17 protein-coding genes are annotated in these 16,276 nt (G+C 68.9%); 12 read left to right on the top strand and 5 right to left on the bottom strand.

Annotated features, from left to right (window positions below):
* The first annotated feature begins 204 nt into the window (after positions 1–204).
* Complete coding sequence (locus ACOYJQ_RS05130) at positions 205–669, top strand: response regulator transcription factor (protein ID WP_433456907.1); 465 nt, start codon at positions 205–207, stop codon at positions 667–669.
* A gap of 37 nt (positions 670–706) precedes the next feature.
* Here the strand turns inward: ACOYJQ_RS05130 and ACOYJQ_RS05125 are convergent, their stop codons facing one another.
* Positions 707–1,399, bottom strand: coding sequence for a CBS domain-containing protein (locus ACOYJQ_RS05125; protein ID WP_433456906.1), 693 nt, complete (start codon positions 1,397–1,399; stop codon positions 707–709).
* Positions 1,400–1,701: 302 nt separating this feature from the next.
* On the opposite strand from ACOYJQ_RS05125, the gene ccoN reads away from it, so the two are divergent.
* From ccoN to ACOYJQ_RS05075, 10 genes are all read left to right on the top strand, one after another.
* A complete protein-coding gene (gene ccoN / locus ACOYJQ_RS05120; protein ID WP_433456905.1) occupies positions 1,702–3,378 on the top strand; it encodes a cytochrome-c oxidase, cbb3-type subunit I in 1,677 nt (558 codons plus the stop codon).
* 8 nt (positions 3,379–3,386) lie between these two features.
* The gene (gene ccoO / locus ACOYJQ_RS05115; RefSeq protein ID WP_433456904.1) at positions 3,387–4,121 is read left to right on the top strand and encodes a cytochrome-c oxidase, cbb3-type subunit II; all 735 of its coding nucleotides are present in this window, start codon (positions 3,387–3,389) and stop codon (positions 4,119–4,121) included.
* A 13-nt stretch (positions 4,122–4,134) separates the two neighbouring features.
* Complete coding sequence (locus tag ACOYJQ_RS05110) at positions 4,135–4,287, top strand: cbb3-type cytochrome c oxidase subunit 3 (RefSeq protein WP_433456903.1); 153 nt, start codon at positions 4,135–4,137, stop codon at positions 4,285–4,287.
* 5 nt (positions 4,288–4,292) lie between these two features.
* Complete coding sequence (gene ccoP, locus ACOYJQ_RS05105; RefSeq protein WP_433456902.1) at positions 4,293–5,189, top strand: cytochrome-c oxidase, cbb3-type subunit III; 897 nt, start codon at positions 4,293–4,295, stop codon at positions 5,187–5,189.
* Positions 5,190–5,199: 10 nt separating this feature from the next.
* Positions 5,200–6,678, top strand: a complete 1,479-nt coding sequence (gene ccoG, locus ACOYJQ_RS05100) for a cytochrome c oxidase accessory protein CcoG (RefSeq protein WP_433456901.1) — start codon at positions 5,200–5,202, stop codon at positions 6,676–6,678.
* A gap of 13 nt (positions 6,679–6,691) precedes the next feature.
* The gene (locus ACOYJQ_RS05095) at positions 6,692–7,267 is read left to right on the top strand and encodes a FixH family protein (protein ID WP_433456900.1); all 576 of its coding nucleotides are present in this window, start codon (positions 6,692–6,694) and stop codon (positions 7,265–7,267) included.
* Between the two features lie 10 nt (positions 7,268–7,277).
* Entirely contained in the window at positions 7,278–9,515 is a 2,238-nt protein-coding gene (locus ACOYJQ_RS05090) for a heavy metal translocating P-type ATPase (protein WP_433456899.1), read from the top strand.
* Positions 9,512–9,685: a cbb3-type cytochrome oxidase assembly protein CcoS gene (ccoS, locus tag ACOYJQ_RS05085; protein WP_433456897.1), complete on the top strand. Its 174-nt coding sequence runs from the start codon at positions 9,512–9,514 to the stop codon at positions 9,683–9,685. The genes ACOYJQ_RS05090 and ccoS overlap by 4 nt, the downstream gene beginning before the upstream one ends.
* A complete protein-coding gene (locus ACOYJQ_RS05080) occupies positions 9,682–10,833 on the top strand; it encodes an MFS transporter (protein WP_433456896.1) in 1,152 nt (383 codons plus the stop codon). The genes ccoS and ACOYJQ_RS05080 overlap by 4 nt, the downstream gene beginning before the upstream one ends.
* A 177-nt stretch (positions 10,834–11,010) precedes the next feature.
* Positions 11,011–12,180 carry an MFS transporter gene (locus tag ACOYJQ_RS05075; protein ID WP_433456894.1) on the top strand — a complete coding sequence of 390 codons (1,170 nt, stop codon included), beginning with the start codon at positions 11,011–11,013 and terminating at the stop codon, positions 12,178–12,180.
* On the opposite strand, the gene ACOYJQ_RS05070 is transcribed toward ACOYJQ_RS05075, so the two are convergent.
* The 4 genes from ACOYJQ_RS05070 to ACOYJQ_RS05055 are packed head-to-tail and all read right to left on the bottom strand — an operon-like array spanning position 12,127 to position 14,933.
* Positions 12,127–13,407 (bottom strand): CCA tRNA nucleotidyltransferase, encoded by a 1,281-nt coding sequence (locus ACOYJQ_RS05070; protein WP_433456893.1) that lies wholly within the window; start codon positions 13,405–13,407, stop codon positions 12,127–12,129. The two genes, ACOYJQ_RS05075 and ACOYJQ_RS05070, sit on opposite strands and share 54 nt — an antisense overlap.
* A complete protein-coding gene (locus tag ACOYJQ_RS05065) occupies positions 13,404–13,661 on the bottom strand; it encodes a DUF6111 family protein (protein WP_433456892.1) in 258 nt (85 codons plus the stop codon). The genes ACOYJQ_RS05070 and ACOYJQ_RS05065 overlap by 4 nt, the downstream gene beginning before the upstream one ends.
* A 28-nt stretch (positions 13,662–13,689) precedes the next feature.
* On the bottom strand, positions 13,690–14,346 hold the full coding sequence (locus ACOYJQ_RS05060; protein WP_433456891.1) for a CoA pyrophosphatase: 657 nt from the start codon (positions 14,344–14,346) through the stop codon (positions 13,690–13,692).
* A complete protein-coding gene (locus ACOYJQ_RS05055; protein WP_433456890.1) occupies positions 14,346–14,933 on the bottom strand; it encodes a DUF1285 domain-containing protein in 588 nt (195 codons plus the stop codon). Before ACOYJQ_RS05055 ends, ACOYJQ_RS05060 begins: the two co-directional genes overlap by 1 nt.
* A 229-nt stretch (positions 14,934–15,162) precedes the next feature.
* Here ACOYJQ_RS05055 and ACOYJQ_RS05050 point away from each other — a divergent pair, with 229 nt between their 5' ends.
* Positions 15,163–16,218 carry an AAA family ATPase gene (locus tag ACOYJQ_RS05050; protein ID WP_433456889.1) on the top strand — a complete coding sequence of 352 codons (1,056 nt, stop codon included), beginning with the start codon at positions 15,163–15,165 and terminating at the stop codon, positions 16,216–16,218.
* The last annotated feature ends 58 nt before the right edge of the window (positions 16,219–16,276 follow it).

Below are 16,276 nucleotides of genomic sequence, written 5' to 3'. Positions count from 1 at the left end.
GAGCCCGGCGCGAAACGGTGCGGTTGATTCACGTCGTTGATCCACGTCAAGGCAACCATTTGCGAAATATGGCGAACTGGCACAAACTCCTGTTGCATCGCCGAATGCGGGCGCGACGCGAGACCCGGCGGCCGCCGCGCCTTTCCATCGGACGGGGAAACCGGATGCAATGCCTCAAGAGCGGTCGGGACGTGGTGGCACGCTGTGAATACCTCCGATAATTGTCGCTGTGGAGAAACGGCCTTTCCGCGCGGACAGAGCGCAAGCCACCCGCCGGCGGATGGCCGGCTGATCATCGACAGGCGGACCGTGCTCGTCATCGACGACGATCCCGCCGTTCGCGGCGCCCTCAAGTTCTCGCTGGAGATCGAGGGTTTCCGCGTGCTCTGCTACGCCAGCGCGGCGGAATTCCTGCAAGCCTCCGACCTGCCCCGGCGCGCCTGCCTCGTGGTCGACGAGAAAATGCCCGGCGCGAGCGGCCTCGACATGCTCGTGTCGCTGGCGCACGAGCGGCGGGCCACCCTGCCCGCCATCCTGATCACCAGCTATCCCAGCGCGGCCTTGCGCGCCCGCGCGCTTGCGGTCGGCGTGCCGATCGTGGAAAAGCCCCTGCTCAACAACGCCTTGAGCGAAGCCATCGACGCCGCGATGAACGGCTTGCAGAACTGAACGCTGGCGGCGCGATGCCGTCTGAACGTCCGCCGCCCTATTCGGGAACGGCCACCGGGCCGGTGAGGGTGGTGTGATCCTGCACCTTGGCGACACCGGGAATGCGCTCCGCCGCCACGCGCAGGGCCGCGCGCTCGGTGGGCGAAACCACCTGCCCCCACAGATGCACCACGCCGTCGGTAACGACGATGGTGTTCTCCAGCCTGCGGCCCCAGGGCTGGCTCGCGAGTTCCCGCAGCAATGCCTCGCGGATGGCCCGGTCGTCCTCCGTCGGCTGCGCCCGCGTATCGGCGACCGAGGCATAGGCGCGCACGAGATCGCTGCGGCTGATGATGCCGACAAGCCTTTCTTCCTCGACCACGAGGACGCTGTGGATATTGTAGCGCTCGAGAACGTCCGCGATCTCGGCCAGTTCGACGTCCGGCCCGATGCGGGGCTGGTCGGTGCGCATGACGTCACGCGCCTTCAACCCGCGCGAGCGCACGTAATCCTGCTGCAACGCCGCCTCGCTGGTGAAAAACTCCGCCAGCCGCGAACGCCGCCGCTCGGTGCCCGTCTCGACGCGGCGCAGGAAATCGTCCTCGGACACGACGCCCGCAACCCTGTCGCGCTCGTCGAGCACCGGAAGGCTGCCGATGCGATGGCGCACGAGCAGATCAGCGATCTCGGTCAGCGATGCGTCGATCCCGATGGTGATGACGTTGGCTGTCAGAATATCCCGCGCTTTCATGGCCTCACCTTCTCGCCCCATCTCGCCTTTCGACCGACTATAGCACATACGCCCCGCCGGCGAGTTGCGCCACATCACTTCGCCCGCCACGGCGCCGGCGACGCGGGGCGCGAAAATGCCGCACGGCCATATGCCCCCGGAAACAGGGCCTTAGGCGCGGTGGGGAAAGAGTGCGACGCAAAGTCCTCTTTCAAAAAAAATTGATTCTAATCAAGGAGACGGCACGCGGTGCAGCTCAAAGCTGTAATAATGATAAAGCTGGGTGATCCGACCCGGCGGTGACACTAGCGGCGGGTAGACACATGGCGCAAGCGATCGCACCCCAGAAACGCATGACATTCGGCGAGGCCGGAACGGCCGCCGTGTTGGCGGCGTTGACTTTATTGTTCATCCTGATCGGCGCGAAGGCCCACACCTCGGCCTATTCGTTCCACGCCTTCGTGATGGCGGCTGCCAGCGCGTGGGGCGTGTTCAAGATCATCGACCGATTCTACGCCCGCCCCGCGGAGCTGCCGCCGGCGGTGATCGACGGACGGCCGAACTACAATTTCGAGCCGGTCAAGTTCGCCTCCATCGCGGCGGTGGTCTGGGGCATCGCCGGCTTCCTGGTCGGCGTGATCATCGCCTTCCAGCTCGCCTTCCCCGAGCTCAACCTCGCCTCCTGGCTCAACTTCGGCCGCCTGCGCCCGCTTCACACCTCGGCGGTGATCTTCGCCTTCGGCGGCAACGTGCTGATCGGCTCGTCGTTCTACGTCCTTCAGCGCACCTGTCACGCGCGGCTCGCCGGCGACATCGCGCCGTGGTTCGTCGTGCTCGGCTACAACCTGTTCATCGTCATCGCCGGCACGGGCTACCTGCTGGGCATCACCCAGTCCAAGGAATACGCCGAGCCGGAATGGTACGCCGACCTGCTGCTCACCGTGGTCTGGGTCGCCTACCTGCTCGTGTTCCTCGTCACGCTGTCGCGCCGCAAGGAGCCGCACATCTACGTGGCGAACTGGTTCTATCTGGCCTTCATCGTCACCATCGCCGTCCTGCACCTCGGCAACAACGCGGCGATTCCGGTGTCGATCTTCTCGCCGAAATCCTACATCCTGTGGAGCGGCGTGCAGGACGCGCTGATCCAGTGGTGGTACGGTCACAACGCCGTCGGCTTCTTCCTGACGGTGCCGTTCCTCGCCATCATGTATTACTTCGTGCCCAAGCGCGCGGAGCGGCCGGTCTACTCCTACCGGCTGTCGATCATCCACTTCTGGGCGCTGATCTTCATCTACATCTGGGCCGGTCCCCACCACCTGCACTACACCGCCCTGCCCGACTGGGCGCAGACGCTGGGCATGACGTTCTCGATCATCCTGTGGATGCCTTCGTGGGGCGGCATGATCAACGGCCTGATGACGCTTTCGGGCGCGTGGGACAAGCTGCGCACCGATCCGGTGCTGCGCCTCATGGTGGTGGCCATCGCGTTCTACGGCATGGCGACCTTCGAAGGCCCGCTGATGTCGGTGCGCGAGGTCAACGCGCTGTCGCACTATACCGACTGGACCGTCGGCCACGTCCATTCGGGCGCCCTGGGCTGGGTCGGCTACATCTCGTTCGGCACGCTCTACTGCCTCGTGCCGTGGCTGTGGAACCGCAAGGGCCTCTATTCGCTGCGGCTCGTCTCCCTGCATTTCTGGGTCTCGACCATCGGCATCGTGCTCTACATCACGTCGATGTGGGTGGCGGGCATCCTGCAAGGGTTGATGTGGCGCGCCTACACCAGCCTCGGCTTCCTCGAATACTCGTTCATCGAGACGGTGGAAGCGATGCATCCCTTCTACCTGATCCGCGCCATCGGCGGCGTGCTGTTCCTGATCGGCGCGCTGATCATGGCCTACAACCTCTGGATGACCGTGAAATACGGCGAGGCGGAAGACGCCGTTCCCGAAACCGCCGCCAAACCCGCCGAAAAACCTGCCCTTGCGCCGGCTGAATGAGGACCACCATGTCGCTTTGGCAAAAACACGCGATCTTCGAGAAGAACTCGCTCATCCTGCTCATCGGCATCGTCGTCGTGGTCGCCGTCGGCGGCCTCGTGGAAGCGGTTCCGCTGTTCTACCTCAAGAGCACCATCGAGAAGGTGGAGGGCATGCGGCCCAAGACGCCGCTGGAGCTTGCCGGCTTCAACATCTACGTGCGCGAGGGCTGCTACAACTGCCACAGCCAGCAGATCCGCACCCTGCGCGACGAGGTGGAGCGCTACGGCCATTATTCGCTGGCGGCCGAGAGCATGTACGACCATCCCTTCCAGTGGGGCTCCAAGCGCACGGGGCCGGACCTCGCGCGCGTCGGCGGCAAGTATTCCGACCTCTGGCATCGCGATCACCTGCGCGATCCGAAATCGGTGGTGCCCGGCTCGGTGATGCCGCCCTACGGCTTCCTCGAGCAGCGCGAGCTGGATTTCAGCCGCATCGCCGACGACATGCGCGTGCTGCGCGTGGCGGGCGTGCCCTATACGGACGAGATGATCCAGCGGGCGGTGGGCGACGTCACCATTCAGGCGACGCTCGACGATCCCGACATCGACGGCTTCCTCGCGCGCTACCCCAAGGCCATCGCGCGCAACTTCAGCGACCGGCCGGGCCGGATCACGGAGGCGGACGCCCTCATCGCCTACCTCCAGCATCTGGGCACCCACGTCGATTTCAAGCTCTACGACAACAAGGCCAACATCCGCTGACGGGAGAACGTTCATGAGCACGTATCAGATGCTTGCGGAGTTCGCCCAGGTATGGGGCCTGCTCTACTTCATCGGCATATTCATCGCCATTCTGGTTTACGCCCTCGCCCCTTCCCGCCGGAAGGGATTTGAAGAGGCCGCGCGCATTCCGTTGCGGGAGGACTGAGCATCATGGCGCAAATCGACGCAAACAGCACGGGCCATGCGCCGCAGGTCGATGCGGTCACGGGCGTTACCACCACCGGCCACGAGTGGGACGGCATCCAGGAGCTGAACAACCCGCTGCCGCGCTGGTGGCTGTGGGTGTTCTACGCCACCATCGTATGGTCGGTCGGCTTCTGGATCGCCTATCCCGCCTGGCCGCTCATCTCCTCCTTCACGCCCGGCCTGCTCGGCTGGAGTTCGCGCGGGCAGGTGGCGGAGCATCTCGGGGATCTGCGCGAGCAGCGCGGCGCCATGATGGCGCGCCTCGACGACGCCACCACGGCGCAGATCGAGGCGGACCCGGAACTGCTCACCTTCGCCCGCGCGCTCGGCCGGCCGGCCTTCGGCGACAATTGCGCCCCCTGTCACGGCGCAGGCGGCGGCGGCGCGAAGGGCTATCCGAACCTCAACGACGACGCCTGGCTGTGGGGCGGCACGCTCGCGGACATCGAGCAGACGATCCGCTTCGGCATCCGCTCCGGCCATGACGAGGCCCGCGTCGGCGACATGCCCGCCTTCGGCCGCGACGGCATGATCCCGCGCGCGGACATCATCACGGTGGCGGACTACGTGCGCTCGCTCTCCGGCCTGCCGGTCGAGAACCGGGGCAACCTCGCCACGGGCGCGAAGGTCTTCGCCGACAATTGCGCGAGCTGCCACGGGGCCGACGGCACCGGCAACCGCGAGCTGGGCGCGCCGAACCTCACCACCGGCATCTGGCTGTTCGGGCCGGAGCGCGAGACGATCATCGACGGCGTCTGGCACGGGCGCGGCTCGGTGATGCCCGCCTGGCAGGACCGTCTTGACGACACCACCATCAAGGCGCTGACCGTCTTCGTCCACACGCTGGGCGGCGGCGAATAGGACGACGACAATGGCGACGACCCGCGTTATCGAAACCGCCACGCCCTCCGAGCACGAACCGCTGTTCGAGGCGCAGAAGAAGATCTATCCGCAGAAGGTGCACGGCACCTTCCGCCGGATCAAGTGGATCGTGCTGGTCGTCACCCTCGGCATCTACTACCTGCTGCCGTTCGTGCGCTGGGACCGGGGCGAGGGCGCGCCCGATCAGGCCGTGCTGATCGATTTCGTCACCAAGCGCTTCTACTTCTTCGCCATCGAGATCTGGCCGCAGGAGTTCTACTACATCACCGGCCTGCTGATTCTGGCGGCGCTGGCGCTCTTCCTGATGAACGCCGTGGCGGGGCGCGTGTGGTGCGGCTATCTCTGCCCGCAAACCGTCTGGACGGATCTCTTCCTCGCCGTCGAGCGTCTGACGGAAGGCGACCGGCGCGAGCGCATCAGGCGCGACAACGGGCCGCTGACCTTCGACACGGTCATGCGCCGCACCGCCAAACACACGCTCTGGCTCATCATCGCGTGGTGGACGGGCGGCGCATGGGTGCTCTACTTCGCCGACGCGCCGACGCTGGTGTATGAGCTCGCGACTTTCACCGCGCCGACCATGGCCTATGTCTGGATCGGCATTCTCACCTTCACCACCTACACCCTCGCCGGCCACATGCGCGAGCAGGTCTGCCTCTACATGTGTCCGTGGCCGCGCATTCAGGCCGCGCTCACCGACGAGGAAGCGCTCAACGTCACCTACCGCTACGACCGCGGCGAGCCGCGCGGCTCGGTGAAGCGCAACGCGGCGCTCCGGGCGAAGGGCGAGCCCGCCGGCGATTGCGTCGATTGCTTCCAGTGCGTCAACGTCTGCCCCACCGGCGTCGATATCCGCCAGGGCAGCCAGCTCGGATGCATCCAGTGCGGGCTGTGCATCGACGCCTGCGATTCGGTGATGGAGAAGATCGGCCGTCCGACGCGGCTCATCGCCTACGACACGGACCGCAACGTCCGCGCCCGCTCCCAGGGCAAGCCGACGCACATCCGTCTCATCCGCTGGCGCACCATCGCCTATGTGGCGATCATCGCCGCGGTGGGCGGCGGGATGCTCTACACGCTGCTCACCCGCTCCACCGCCGGCATCAGCGTGCTGCACGACCGCAACCCGGTGTTCGTGCGCCTCACGGACGGCGCGGTGCGCAACGCCTACACGCTGCGGCTGATCAACAAGAACCGCGACGCGCGCACCTTCACGCTGTCCGTCACGCGCCCGGACGGCACGCCGCTGCCAGGCGCGCAGTTGTCGGCGATCGGCGACGAGGATGCGTCCGACGGCCGCGTCGCCATCACCATCGGCCCCGACCAGACGCGGGAAGTGCGCGCGTTCATCACCGTTCACGACGAGCCGCGCGGCGCCGCCCCCGAGACGGCGGACGTCGTGTTCAGCATCGCGGACGAGAGCGGCGCGTCGGGCGCCAGCGCGCGCGACCACTTCTTCGGCCGATAAAGGGAACGACGCCATGCCGACCATTCTGTCCTCGCCTTCCTCCGCTCCCGCGAAGGAGCGCCGGCTGACCGGGCGCACGGTGCTGCTGTGCCTTCTCGGCTTTTTCGGCTGCGTCACCGCCGTCAATGTCGTGATGATCCGCGCGGCCATCTCGACGCACGGCGGCGCGGAGAAGGTCAGCAGCTACCGCGCCGGCCTCAACTTCGCGCGCGACCGCAGCGCGGCGCAGGCGCAGCAGACGCTCGGCTGGCAGGTCGACATCACGCTGCCGCACCGCGACGCCGCCGTGACGCCGGCCGCCGGCCGGCAGGGATGCGTCATCGCCGCGCACGGCTGCGCGGCCTCAGGCCCCGCGTCCGTTTCGGTCAGGGACGCGGACGGGCGGCCACTGGCGGGCCTCGACGCGCGGCTTGTTCTCGTCCATCCGACCGATTCGCGCCGCGACCGTTCCGTGCCGCTCGCGGACAAGGGCGGCGGCCGCTACGAGGCGGCGATCGACGTGACGCCCGGGAGCTGGGGCGTCGATCTCGATATCGACCGGAACGGCGAACGGATGTTCCGCTCGTCCGGCCGCGTGGTGCTGAACTGAAGGAGGAAGCATGTCGGCCGCCCTTGATCTGACCGGCTTCATCCGCCACGAGAACGGCGCGGCGCGCCTCGATCTCGCCGTCGAGGGCATGACCTGCGCCGCCTGCATCGGCGAGATCGAGCACGGCTTGCGCGAGTTGCCCGGCCTCGTCGGCGCGCGCGTCAACTACAGCCGCCACAGGCTCACGGTGAACTGGGACGAGACGAAACTCGCGCCCGTCGCCATTTTCGAGGCCCTGCGCCGCCTCGGCTATCGCGCCCGGCCCTATGTGGCGCGCGAGGCGGAGGAGACGGAGGCGCGGCGCATGCAGCATCTGCTGAAATGCCTCGCGGTCGCCGGCTTCGCCTCCATGAACGTGATGCTGCTCTCCGTTTCGGTGTGGGCGGGGAATGTCTCGGACATCACGCCCGAGACGCGCGACATGTTCCACTGGATTTCGGCGCTCATCGCGCTGCCGGCCACCGCCTATGCGGGCCAGCCGTTCTTTTCGAGCGCGTGGCGGGCGGTGCGCGGCGGGCGCCTCAACATGGACGTGCCGATCACGCTCGGCATCGGGCTGGGGCTCGGCATGTCCATCGTCGAGACCATGAACCATGCCGAAAACGCCTATTTCGACGCGGCCGTGACGCTGCTGTTCTTCCTGCTCTGCGGCCGGGTGCTCGATCAGGCCATGCGCCGCAAGACGCGCGCGGTGGCGGGCAATCTCGCCGCGCTCAAGGCCGTCACCGCGCGCCGCATCGAGGCTGACGGCACGATCACCCTCGCCCCGGCGGAGAGCTTGCAGCCGGGCGAGCGCGTGATGGTGGCGCCGGGCGAGCGCGTGCCGGCGGACGGGCGCATGCTCTCCGGCGCGAGCGCCGTCGACGAGAGCCTGATCACCGGCGAGACGCACCCGCGTGACGTGGCGGCGGGCGACATCGTTTATGCCGGCAGCCTGAACGGCGGCGGCGCGCTGACGCTCGAAGTAACCGCCGCCGGCCAGGCGACGCTGATCGACGACATCGAGCGCCTGCTCGAATCGGCGCAGGAGGGCCGCTCGCGCTATCTGCATCTGGCCGACAGGGCGGCGCGCGCCTATGCGCCCATCGTCCACGGCGCGGCGCTGATCACGCTGATCGTGTGGATGCTCACCGGCCATTCCTTTCACGATGCGGCGATCACGGCCATCGCGGTGCTGATCATCACCTGCCCCTGCGCGCTGGCGCTCGCCATTCCCGCCGTGCAGGTGGTGGCGGCCGGCGCGCTGTTCCGCGCCAACCTGCTGCTGCATTCCGGCGACGCGCTGGAGCGGCTGGCGGAGGCCGACACGATCGTCTTCGACAAGACCGGCACGTTGACCGTGCCCGATCCGCGCGTCGCCAACGCGGCGGACGTGCCGGCCGACCTGCTGGCCGTGGCGGGGCGGCTCGCGCTCTCCAGCACCCACCCGCTCGCCGCGGCGGTCGCGCGAGAGGCGGGACGCGCCGCGCCGTTCGAGTCCGTGGAGGAACGCCCCGGCGAGGGCGTGCGCACCGCTGTCAATCATATGGAAGCGCGGCTCGGCAGCCCGGCCTTCTGCGGGTTCGACGGCCATCCGCAGCCGGCAAGCGCGGATACCTCGCTGGTGGCGGTCCGATACGGCGACCGGCGGGCGTTGCTCGAAATCCGCCAGACGCTGCGCTCCGACGCCATCGGGGTGGCGCGGGAACTGGCGCGACAGGGCATCCCGCTCGTCATCCTCTCCGGCGACCGGGCGGAAGCGGTCGCGCCCGTCGCGCGGGCGCTCGGCATCGACGACTGGCGGGGCGGGCTGAAGCCGCGGGACAAGATCGACGCGCTCGCCGCCCTCAAGGCGCAGGGGCGCAAGGTGCTGATGGTCGGCGACGGTCTCAACGACGCCCCGGCGCTCGCCGCCGCCCACGTCTCGCTGTCGCCCGTCACCGCCGCCGATCTCACGCAGGCGCAGGCCGACGGCGTGTTCCCCGGCGACCGACTCGCCCCGGTGCTCGCGGCGGTGACGGTCAGCCGCCGGGCACGCCGTCTGATGTTGCAGAATCTCGGCATCGCCGCCATCTATAACCTCATCGCGGTGCCGCTGGCCTTCCTCGGCCATGTGACGCCGCTGGTGGCGGCGGTGGCGATGTCCGGCTCCTCGCTGCTCGTGACGCTGAACGCGCTGCGCGCGCGGGGCGGCGGAAGCGCCGGCGAAGAGCCGCAGGCGGCCCGGCCGGTCCTGCCCGCCGCCATCGTTCGGGAGGGCTTGTCATGACGGTTTTGCTCGTTCTCGTGCCGCTGGCGCTCACGCTGGGCGTGGGCGGCCTCGCCTGCTTCATGTGGTGCATGCGCAACGGCCAGTATGAGGACCTCGAAGGCGCGAGCCTGCGCGTGTTGAGCGACGACGATCTGCCGCCGTCGCATCGCCCGGACGCGCGGGGATGATCGGCGCGTTGACGGCGCGCGCCGGACGGCTCGCCTGTCTGTGCGCGCCCCAGACCCTGATCGCGGACCGCAGCGCCAGCCGCCATGTCGGCCGGCTCGCCATCGGCTTCGCGCTCGCGGTGCTGTCGCAGGTGCTCACATTGGGCACCCTGCCGCTTGCGGGCGCGTTTCTCGCGCCGCAACCGTGGATGGCCTCCCTGCCCTATGCGGCGATGCTGATCGGCGCGACCGCCGCCACGTTCCCCGCTTCCTTCCTCATGGATGCATTCGGCCGTCGCGCCGCCTTCGCGCTCGGCGCGAGTCTGGGCATCGCCGGCGGCGTCATGGCGGCCTGGGCGCTTGCCCACCAGCAGTTCATTCCGCTGGTGCTCGGCGCGTTCTGGCTCGGCATCGCCAGCGGCTTCGGGCTGTTCTACCGGCATGCGGCGGCGAGCGTCACCGGCCCGGCCGACCGGCGGGCGGCGATCGCCGCCGTGTTCGGCGCCGGCGCGCTGGTCGGCCTCGTCGCGCCGTCGCTCGCGGGCTTCGCCGAGGGGCTCGCCGCGCCACGCCTGTTCGTCGGCACGGCGCTGGCGGCGGCCGTGGCGCAGGTCGGCGCCTTCGCGCTGGCGCTCACGCTGCCCGCCGCCTCCCCGCCGGCGGAGGGAGACGCACAAGCGCCTTCCCGCGCGCCGGACTGGCGGGCTTTTGCCGGCGCGACGTTCGCGGGCGTCGTGGCATGGTTCGTCATGACCATGCTGATGGCAGCCGCGCCGCTGGCCATGGCCGGATGCGGCCTTTCTCCCGGCCTCATCTTCGCCGGCGTGTCGTGGCACATGGTGGCGATGTACGCGCCCGCGCTCTTCACCGCCCGCCTGCCGGCAAGCGTGACGCCGCCGATGGTGGCGCTGGGCGGCCTTCTGCTGCTCGCCGGCGGCGTGCCTGTCTTCGCCGTGGCGGAAACGGCCGGCATGTTCACGCTCGCGCTGGCGTTGCTCGGCGCCGGCTGGTCCGTGTGCATCGCCGGCGCAACGCAATGGTTACATGAGACCGGGTTGCACGAAGCCGGCGCGCCTTCCCGCCTCATGCTCGCGCTGCATGACGGCGCGGTGCTGTCGGCTGCGGTCGCCGGCGCGTTCCTCGCCGGGCAGATCGTCGTCGGCCCCTGATGCAATCGTGACATTTGTATGGAGTCCGGCCCTGCACGGGGCATGGCTGCGCTGCAACACGAGCCATTGTCTTATTATTCGAATGCGATAACGCTGGCCTCCCAGAATTGAACCTCTGCGTTGAACCTCTGCGCGCATCGCAGAGCACGACGTCACCTCCCGGCCGGAATCGCCTTCATGCCTTTATCCCTGCTTGCCCTCGCCGCCGCTTCGTTCTGCATCGGCACGACAGAATTCGTCATCATGGGCCTGCTGCCGGAAGTGGCGGCCGATCTCGGCGTCAGCATCCCGGCGGCAGGGCATCTGGTGTCGGGCTACGCGCTCGGCGTGGTTGTGGGCGCGCCGATCGTGGCCATCGCCACCAACGGCCTGCCGCGCAAGGCGACGCTGATCGCCCTCACCTGCGTGTTCATCATCGGCAACGTGCTGTGCGCCATCGCACCTTCCTACTGGCTGCTGATGGGCGCGCGCGTGGTGACGGCCTTCTGCCACGGCGCCTATTTCGGCATCGGCGCCGTCGTGGCGGCGGGGCTCGTGGCGCGCAACCGGCGCGCGCAGGCGGTGGCGCTGATGTTCGGCGGGCTGACGCTCGCCAACATTCTCGGCGTGCCGGCCGGCACGGCGCTCGGCCAGCAGTTCGGCTGGCGCGCCACCTTCTGGGCGGTGGCGCTGATCGGCGTGGCGGCGGCGGCGCTGCTCGTGCTGCTCGTGCCCGCCAACATCGCCAACCCCAAGGCCGGCATCATGCGCGAATTCCGCGTGCTCGGCCGCTCGCAGGTGATGCTGGCGATGGGCATGAGCGTGCTCGCCTCGGCAAGCCTCTTCTGCGTCTTCACCTATATCGCGCCGCTGCTGCGCGAGGTCTCGGGGCTCGCGCCGCATCATGTGACGTGGGTGCTGCTGCTGTTCGGCGTCGGCATCACCATCGGCAACTTCCTCGGCGGACGGCTGGCGGACTGGCGGCTGATGTCGTCGCTCGCGGTCATCTTCGCCGGGCTCATCGGGCTGCTCGTGGCGATGCATTTCGCCGCGCCCGTGTGGCAGGCGGCCGTCGCCGTCATCTTCGTGTGGGGCATCGTGGATTTCGCCGTCACCGCGCCGTTGCAGATCCGCGTGGTCGATACGGCGAGCGAAGCGCCGAACCTCGCGTCGAGCCTCAATCAGGCCGCGTTCAACCTCGGCAACGCGAGCGGGGCGTGGATCGGCGGCACGGCGCTGACGCTGGGCATGGGTTATGACGGCCTGCCGCTCGTCTCCGCCGTGCTGGCCGCCGCGGGCCTTGGCCTGTGCCTGCTATCGCAGGGCCTCGACCGGCGCACTCTCGCCGCGCCCGCGGCCCAATCCTGACCCGCCTTCGACCGCGCCCGCCAGCACGGCGGCCAGCGCGGGCCCGTCCATCGGGCAGTCGGCATCGAGCCAGAGCGCACGGGCGCGCTCCAGCGCCTGCCCCATGCGCGGCCCCGGCGGCACGCCCCGCGCCGCGAGGTGCCGGCCGGACAGCGGAAACACGGGCACCGGCTGCGACCCGTCCGCATAGCGGGCAAGAAGCACGCGCGCATCGTCCGTGACCACGGGCGAGGGTTCGCCATCGGTCACGGCGAGCGCATCGGCCACGGCCGGAAGCCCGCGCAGAACGGCGAGGCGGCGCAACGCGCGGGCGTCGAGCGGCTCCCGCCGGCCATGCAGATGGGCGATGGCCGCCCCCGCCCGCGACAGGCGCTCGTGCTCGCCGTTCGACAGCCGCAGCCGCTCGCGCAACCGCTCCGCATCCTCGGGAATGGTAACGCAAAGCGCGGCAAGCCGCAGCAGCCCGTCGCCCGAACCGGCGCAGACGCGCGCGAAGCGCCCGGTTTCCGCGACGCCGCCCGTCATCATGGGCAGGAAACCGGTATCGCAAAGCACCGTCACGGCCGCGACCGCCCCCCGGGCGACGAGAATGCGCAAAAGCTCCGATCGCACGCGCTCGCGCGACAGCCGGAAAAGCCCCCCGCGCGCGCGGATGCAGGCCGAAAGGCCCTCTGCGTCGAGCGGCCCCTCGCCGTAATCGGCCCAGAAACGGAAGAAGCGCAGGATGCGCAGATAATCCTCGCGGATGCGCGTTCCCGCGTCGCCGATGAACCGCACCCGCCGCGCCGCGATATCCGCGAGGCCGCCGGTGAAATCGTGGATGACGCCCTGCCGGTCGAGATAAAGCGCGTTGATGGTGAAGTCGCGCCGCCGCGCATCCTCGCGAAAATCGGTGCCGAAGGCCACCTCGGCATGGCGGCCGTCCGTCTCGACGTCGCGGCGCAGGGTGGTGATCTCGAAAGGCCGCCCGTCCGCGACGACGGTGACGGTGCCGTGCTCGATACCGGTCGGCACCGCCTTCAGCCCCGCCGCCTGCGCCAGCCGCATCACGTCGCGCGGACGGGCCGTCGTGGCGCAGTCGATGTCCTTCACCGGCATGCCGAGCAGCGCGTTGCGCACCGCCCCGCCGACGACGCGCGTCTGCGCCCCCTCCGCGTCGACGGCGGCGAGGATGCGCCGCAAGGCGTCGTCGTCGAGCAGTTCCCGCACATGCGCGGAACCGTTCATCGGAAATGCCCCGGCACCAGCCTGCCGTCCTCGATATGCGAGGGCACGTAAGCGCCCGTGTGCCGCTCCGCCGTGAGACCGGCGATGAGGAAACCCGCGATGGCGGTGAGAAGGCCGGCCAGCATGAGCCACGGGATATGCCCGTCCCACGCCTCGCGCGTGAGGGGGCTGCGCCGGCGCAGCCACAAATAGATGCCGAACAGGACGAACGGGCTCAGGAAAAGGACGAGTGCCTCGAAAACGGCGCGTGTCATCGCGCGATTCCGCGCTTTCGGCAGGCTGTCATGGCGCGTAGAGCCTTTCGTAAAGGTTGCGGATAATGCCCGCGGTCGCTCCCCATATATAGCGATCGCCCCATGGCATCGCATAATAATGACGCAGCGTGCCGTGCCATTCGCGGGCATGCCGCTCATGATGGTTGACGTTCATCAGGAAATCGAGCGGCACCTCGAACACGTCGTCGACCTCGCCGGGGTTGGGGCGCGGCGAAAAGCGCGCATCGACGAGCCCCACCACCGGCACGATGGCGTAGCCGGTCGCCGACAGATAGCCGTCGAGATAGCCCAGCGGGCGCACGAGCGAGGCCGGCAGGCCGATCTCTTCGTCGGCCTCGCGCAGCGCCGCCGCAAGCGGCGAGGCATCGCCGGGATCGATCTTGCCGCCCGGAAAGGCGATCTGCGCCGGATGCTGGCGCAGGCCGGCGGCGCGCCGGGTGAGCAACATCGAATAGCGGACGCCCGATTCCGCCGTTCGCTCATCCGTCGCACGGCGGATGAGCGGCACCAGCACGGCGGCATCGCGAACCGGCGAGATATCCGGCAGGGGATTGCCAAGCGCGTGGTCGCCGGCCACGGGCGGCGCCGCGCTGTCCGGCGGATCGCGGAACAGGCGCGCGCCAAGCCGGGCGACCAGATCGTCGCCCATGGTATCCGCCGTCATCAGGCGCTCCCTTCGTCGAAAAAGTCCGCCCGCCGGGCGATGGGAAAGAACGCCTCGCCCGAAGCGACGCCGACGACAGCCGCGCCGTCGACCGTCCGCTCCTCCGCGAGCGCCAGCAGATCGCCCACCAGCGCGCGCGTCAGCCGCGCCCAGAGATCGCCGCGCACCCTCACATAGGGGCGGAAGCCGCCCGCCGCGTCGACGGAGAAGCGCAGCGGGCAAGCCTCGCCCACCTCGACCGCATCGTCGACGTTGGTGCGGAAATGCAGGCGGCCGGTGGCCGGATCGACGGCCATCTCCACGGCGAGGAACGGCACGTCATCAACCTTTATCCCCACTTTTTCGAAGGGCGTGACAAGAACGTAACGCTCTCCCTCGCGGCGCAGAATGGAGGCGAAAAGGTTGACCAGCGCGGCCCTGCCGATGGGCGTGCCCTGATAGAACCACACGCCGTCGGCGGCGATCCGCATGTCGATGTCGCCGCAGTCGGGCGGGTTCCATCGCTCCACACCCTCGCGCGCGCCCGCGCCGCGGGCGGCGGAAAGCAGGCGCGCGAGCCCCTGCGGTGTTTCCGGCGCTGTCGTCATGTTCATCTCCCCGCGTGACCATTGCACGTTCGCGCGGTGCGACGATACGCCGACATCGCGCCTTTTTTCGGCTTTGCCCGATTCATGACATCGATCAACATCATATCATACCCCCGGATCGCCCGATTCCCGGCACGGCGCTTGACTGGCGAGACACAAGCGCCCAACAAGGAAACGCAGGGGCGAGCCAGCTCGTTCACAAACGCCATGTTGCACAGGAACGGACACGATGACAGCCGCAGCACCCGATGACGCGACCATCGCCGCCACCGCCATCGTCGCGCAGGCCGAAGCCGCGCTCAGTGCCATCGCGCGGGCGCGGGAGGCCATCGGCGCCGTCATCTTCGGGCAGGAGCGCGTCGTCGAACTCGCGCTCGTCACGCTGCTCGCGGGCGGCCACGGCCTGCTCGTCGGCGTGCCGGGCCTCGCCAAGACGCGCCTCGTGGAAACGCTGGGCACCGTGCTCGGCCTCGACAGCCAGCGCGTCCAGTTCACGCCGGACCTGATGCCCGCCGACATCCTCGGCAGCGAGATCCTCGACGAATCGACCGCCGGCCAGCGCAGCTTCCGCTTCATCCGCGGGCCGATCTTCACCCGCCTGCTGATGGCCGACGAAATCAACCGCGCCAGCCCGCGCACGCAATCCGCCCTCCTGCAAGCCATGCAGGAAGGTTTCGTCACCGTCGCCGGCGTGCGCCACGACCTGCCGCAACCCTTTCACGTTCTCGCGACCCAGAACCCCATCGAGCAGGAGGGCACCTACCCGCTGCCCGAGGCGCAGCTCGATCGCTTCCTGCTGCAAATCGATGTCGGCTATCCCGACCGCGACACCGAACGGCGCATCCTGCTGGAGACCACCGGCACGCGCGAGGCGGTCGCCACCGCGGCCATCAGTGCCGACACGCTCGTTTCCATCCAGCGGCTCGTGCGCCGGCTGCCGGTGGGCGACAGCGTGGTCGAGGCCATTCTCGACCTCGTGCGCTCCGCCCGCCCCGGCGAGGACGGGCCGGCGGAGGGGCGCGCCGGCGCCGACAAACTCGCCATATCCGACAAACTCGCCATATCCGACAAACTTGCTTGGGGGCCGGGGCCGCGCGCCAGCCAGGCGCTGACGCTGGCCGCCCGCGCGCGCGCGCTGGTGCAGGGCCGCCTCGCGCCTTCGCTGGACGACGTGCGCGCCTTGGCCGAGCCCGTGCTCAAGCACCGCATCGCCCTCACCTTCGCGGCGCGCGCGGAAGGTGAGACGGTGGAGGGCGTCATCGCCCGCATCACGGCGCGCATCTGATAGCGGAATGCACGTTTTTGCAATACGATAGATTGATTTATTCAACGGATATGTAAGC

This window comes from Pseudochelatococcus sp. (genome assembly GCF_050946405.1).
Classification (GTDB): domain Bacteria; phylum Pseudomonadota; class Alphaproteobacteria; order Rhizobiales; family Beijerinckiaceae; genus Pseudochelatococcus.
Note: the sequence above shows the minus strand (reverse complement) of the source record. Positions and strands in the feature narration are given on the sequence as shown.

What these genes read in the sequence shown, in the direction of transcription:
- ACOYJQ_RS05055 (WP_433456890.1), bottom strand. Translation starts at nt 14,933, where the DNA reads ATGACGACAGCGCCGGAAACACCGCAGGGGCTCGCGCGCCTGCTTTCC.
- ACOYJQ_RS05060 (WP_433456891.1), bottom strand. Translation starts at nt 14,346, where the DNA reads ATGACGGCGGATACCATGGGCGACGATCTGGTCGCCCGGCTTGGCGCG.
- ACOYJQ_RS05110 (WP_433456903.1), top strand. Translation starts at nt 4,135, where the DNA reads ATGAGCACGTATCAGATGCTTGCGGAGTTCGCCCAGGTATGGGGCCTG.
- ACOYJQ_RS05080 (WP_433456896.1), top strand. Translation starts at nt 9,682, where the DNA reads ATGATCGGCGCGTTGACGGCGCGCGCCGGACGGCTCGCCTGTCTGTGC.
- ACOYJQ_RS05075 (WP_433456894.1), top strand. Translation starts at nt 11,011, where the DNA reads ATGCCTTTATCCCTGCTTGCCCTCGCCGCCGCTTCGTTCTGCATCGGC.
- ACOYJQ_RS05095 (WP_433456900.1), top strand. Translation starts at nt 6,692, where the DNA reads ATGCCGACCATTCTGTCCTCGCCTTCCTCCGCTCCCGCGAAGGAGCGC.
- ccoP (WP_433456902.1), top strand. Translation starts at nt 4,293, where the DNA reads ATGGCGCAAATCGACGCAAACAGCACGGGCCATGCGCCGCAGGTCGAT.
- ccoS (WP_433456897.1), top strand. Translation starts at nt 9,512, where the DNA reads ATGACGGTTTTGCTCGTTCTCGTGCCGCTGGCGCTCACGCTGGGCGTG.
- ACOYJQ_RS05065 (WP_433456892.1), bottom strand. Translation starts at nt 13,661, where the DNA reads ATGACACGCGCCGTTTTCGAGGCACTCGTCCTTTTCCTGAGCCCGTTC.
- ACOYJQ_RS05070 (WP_433456893.1), bottom strand. Translation starts at nt 13,407, where the DNA reads ATGAACGGTTCCGCGCATGTGCGGGAACTGCTCGACGACGACGCCTTG.
- ACOYJQ_RS05050 (WP_433456889.1), top strand. Translation starts at nt 15,163, where the DNA reads ATGACAGCCGCAGCACCCGATGACGCGACCATCGCCGCCACCGCCATC.
- ccoG (WP_433456901.1), top strand. Translation starts at nt 5,200, where the DNA reads ATGGCGACGACCCGCGTTATCGAAACCGCCACGCCCTCCGAGCACGAA.
- ACOYJQ_RS05125 (WP_433456906.1), bottom strand. Translation starts at nt 1,399, where the DNA reads ATGAAAGCGCGGGATATTCTGACAGCCAACGTCATCACCATCGGGATC.
- ccoO (WP_433456904.1), top strand. Translation starts at nt 3,387, where the DNA reads ATGTCGCTTTGGCAAAAACACGCGATCTTCGAGAAGAACTCGCTCATC.
- ccoN (WP_433456905.1), top strand. Translation starts at nt 1,702, where the DNA reads ATGGCGCAAGCGATCGCACCCCAGAAACGCATGACATTCGGCGAGGCC.
- ACOYJQ_RS05090 (WP_433456899.1), top strand. Translation starts at nt 7,278, where the DNA reads ATGTCGGCCGCCCTTGATCTGACCGGCTTCATCCGCCACGAGAACGGC.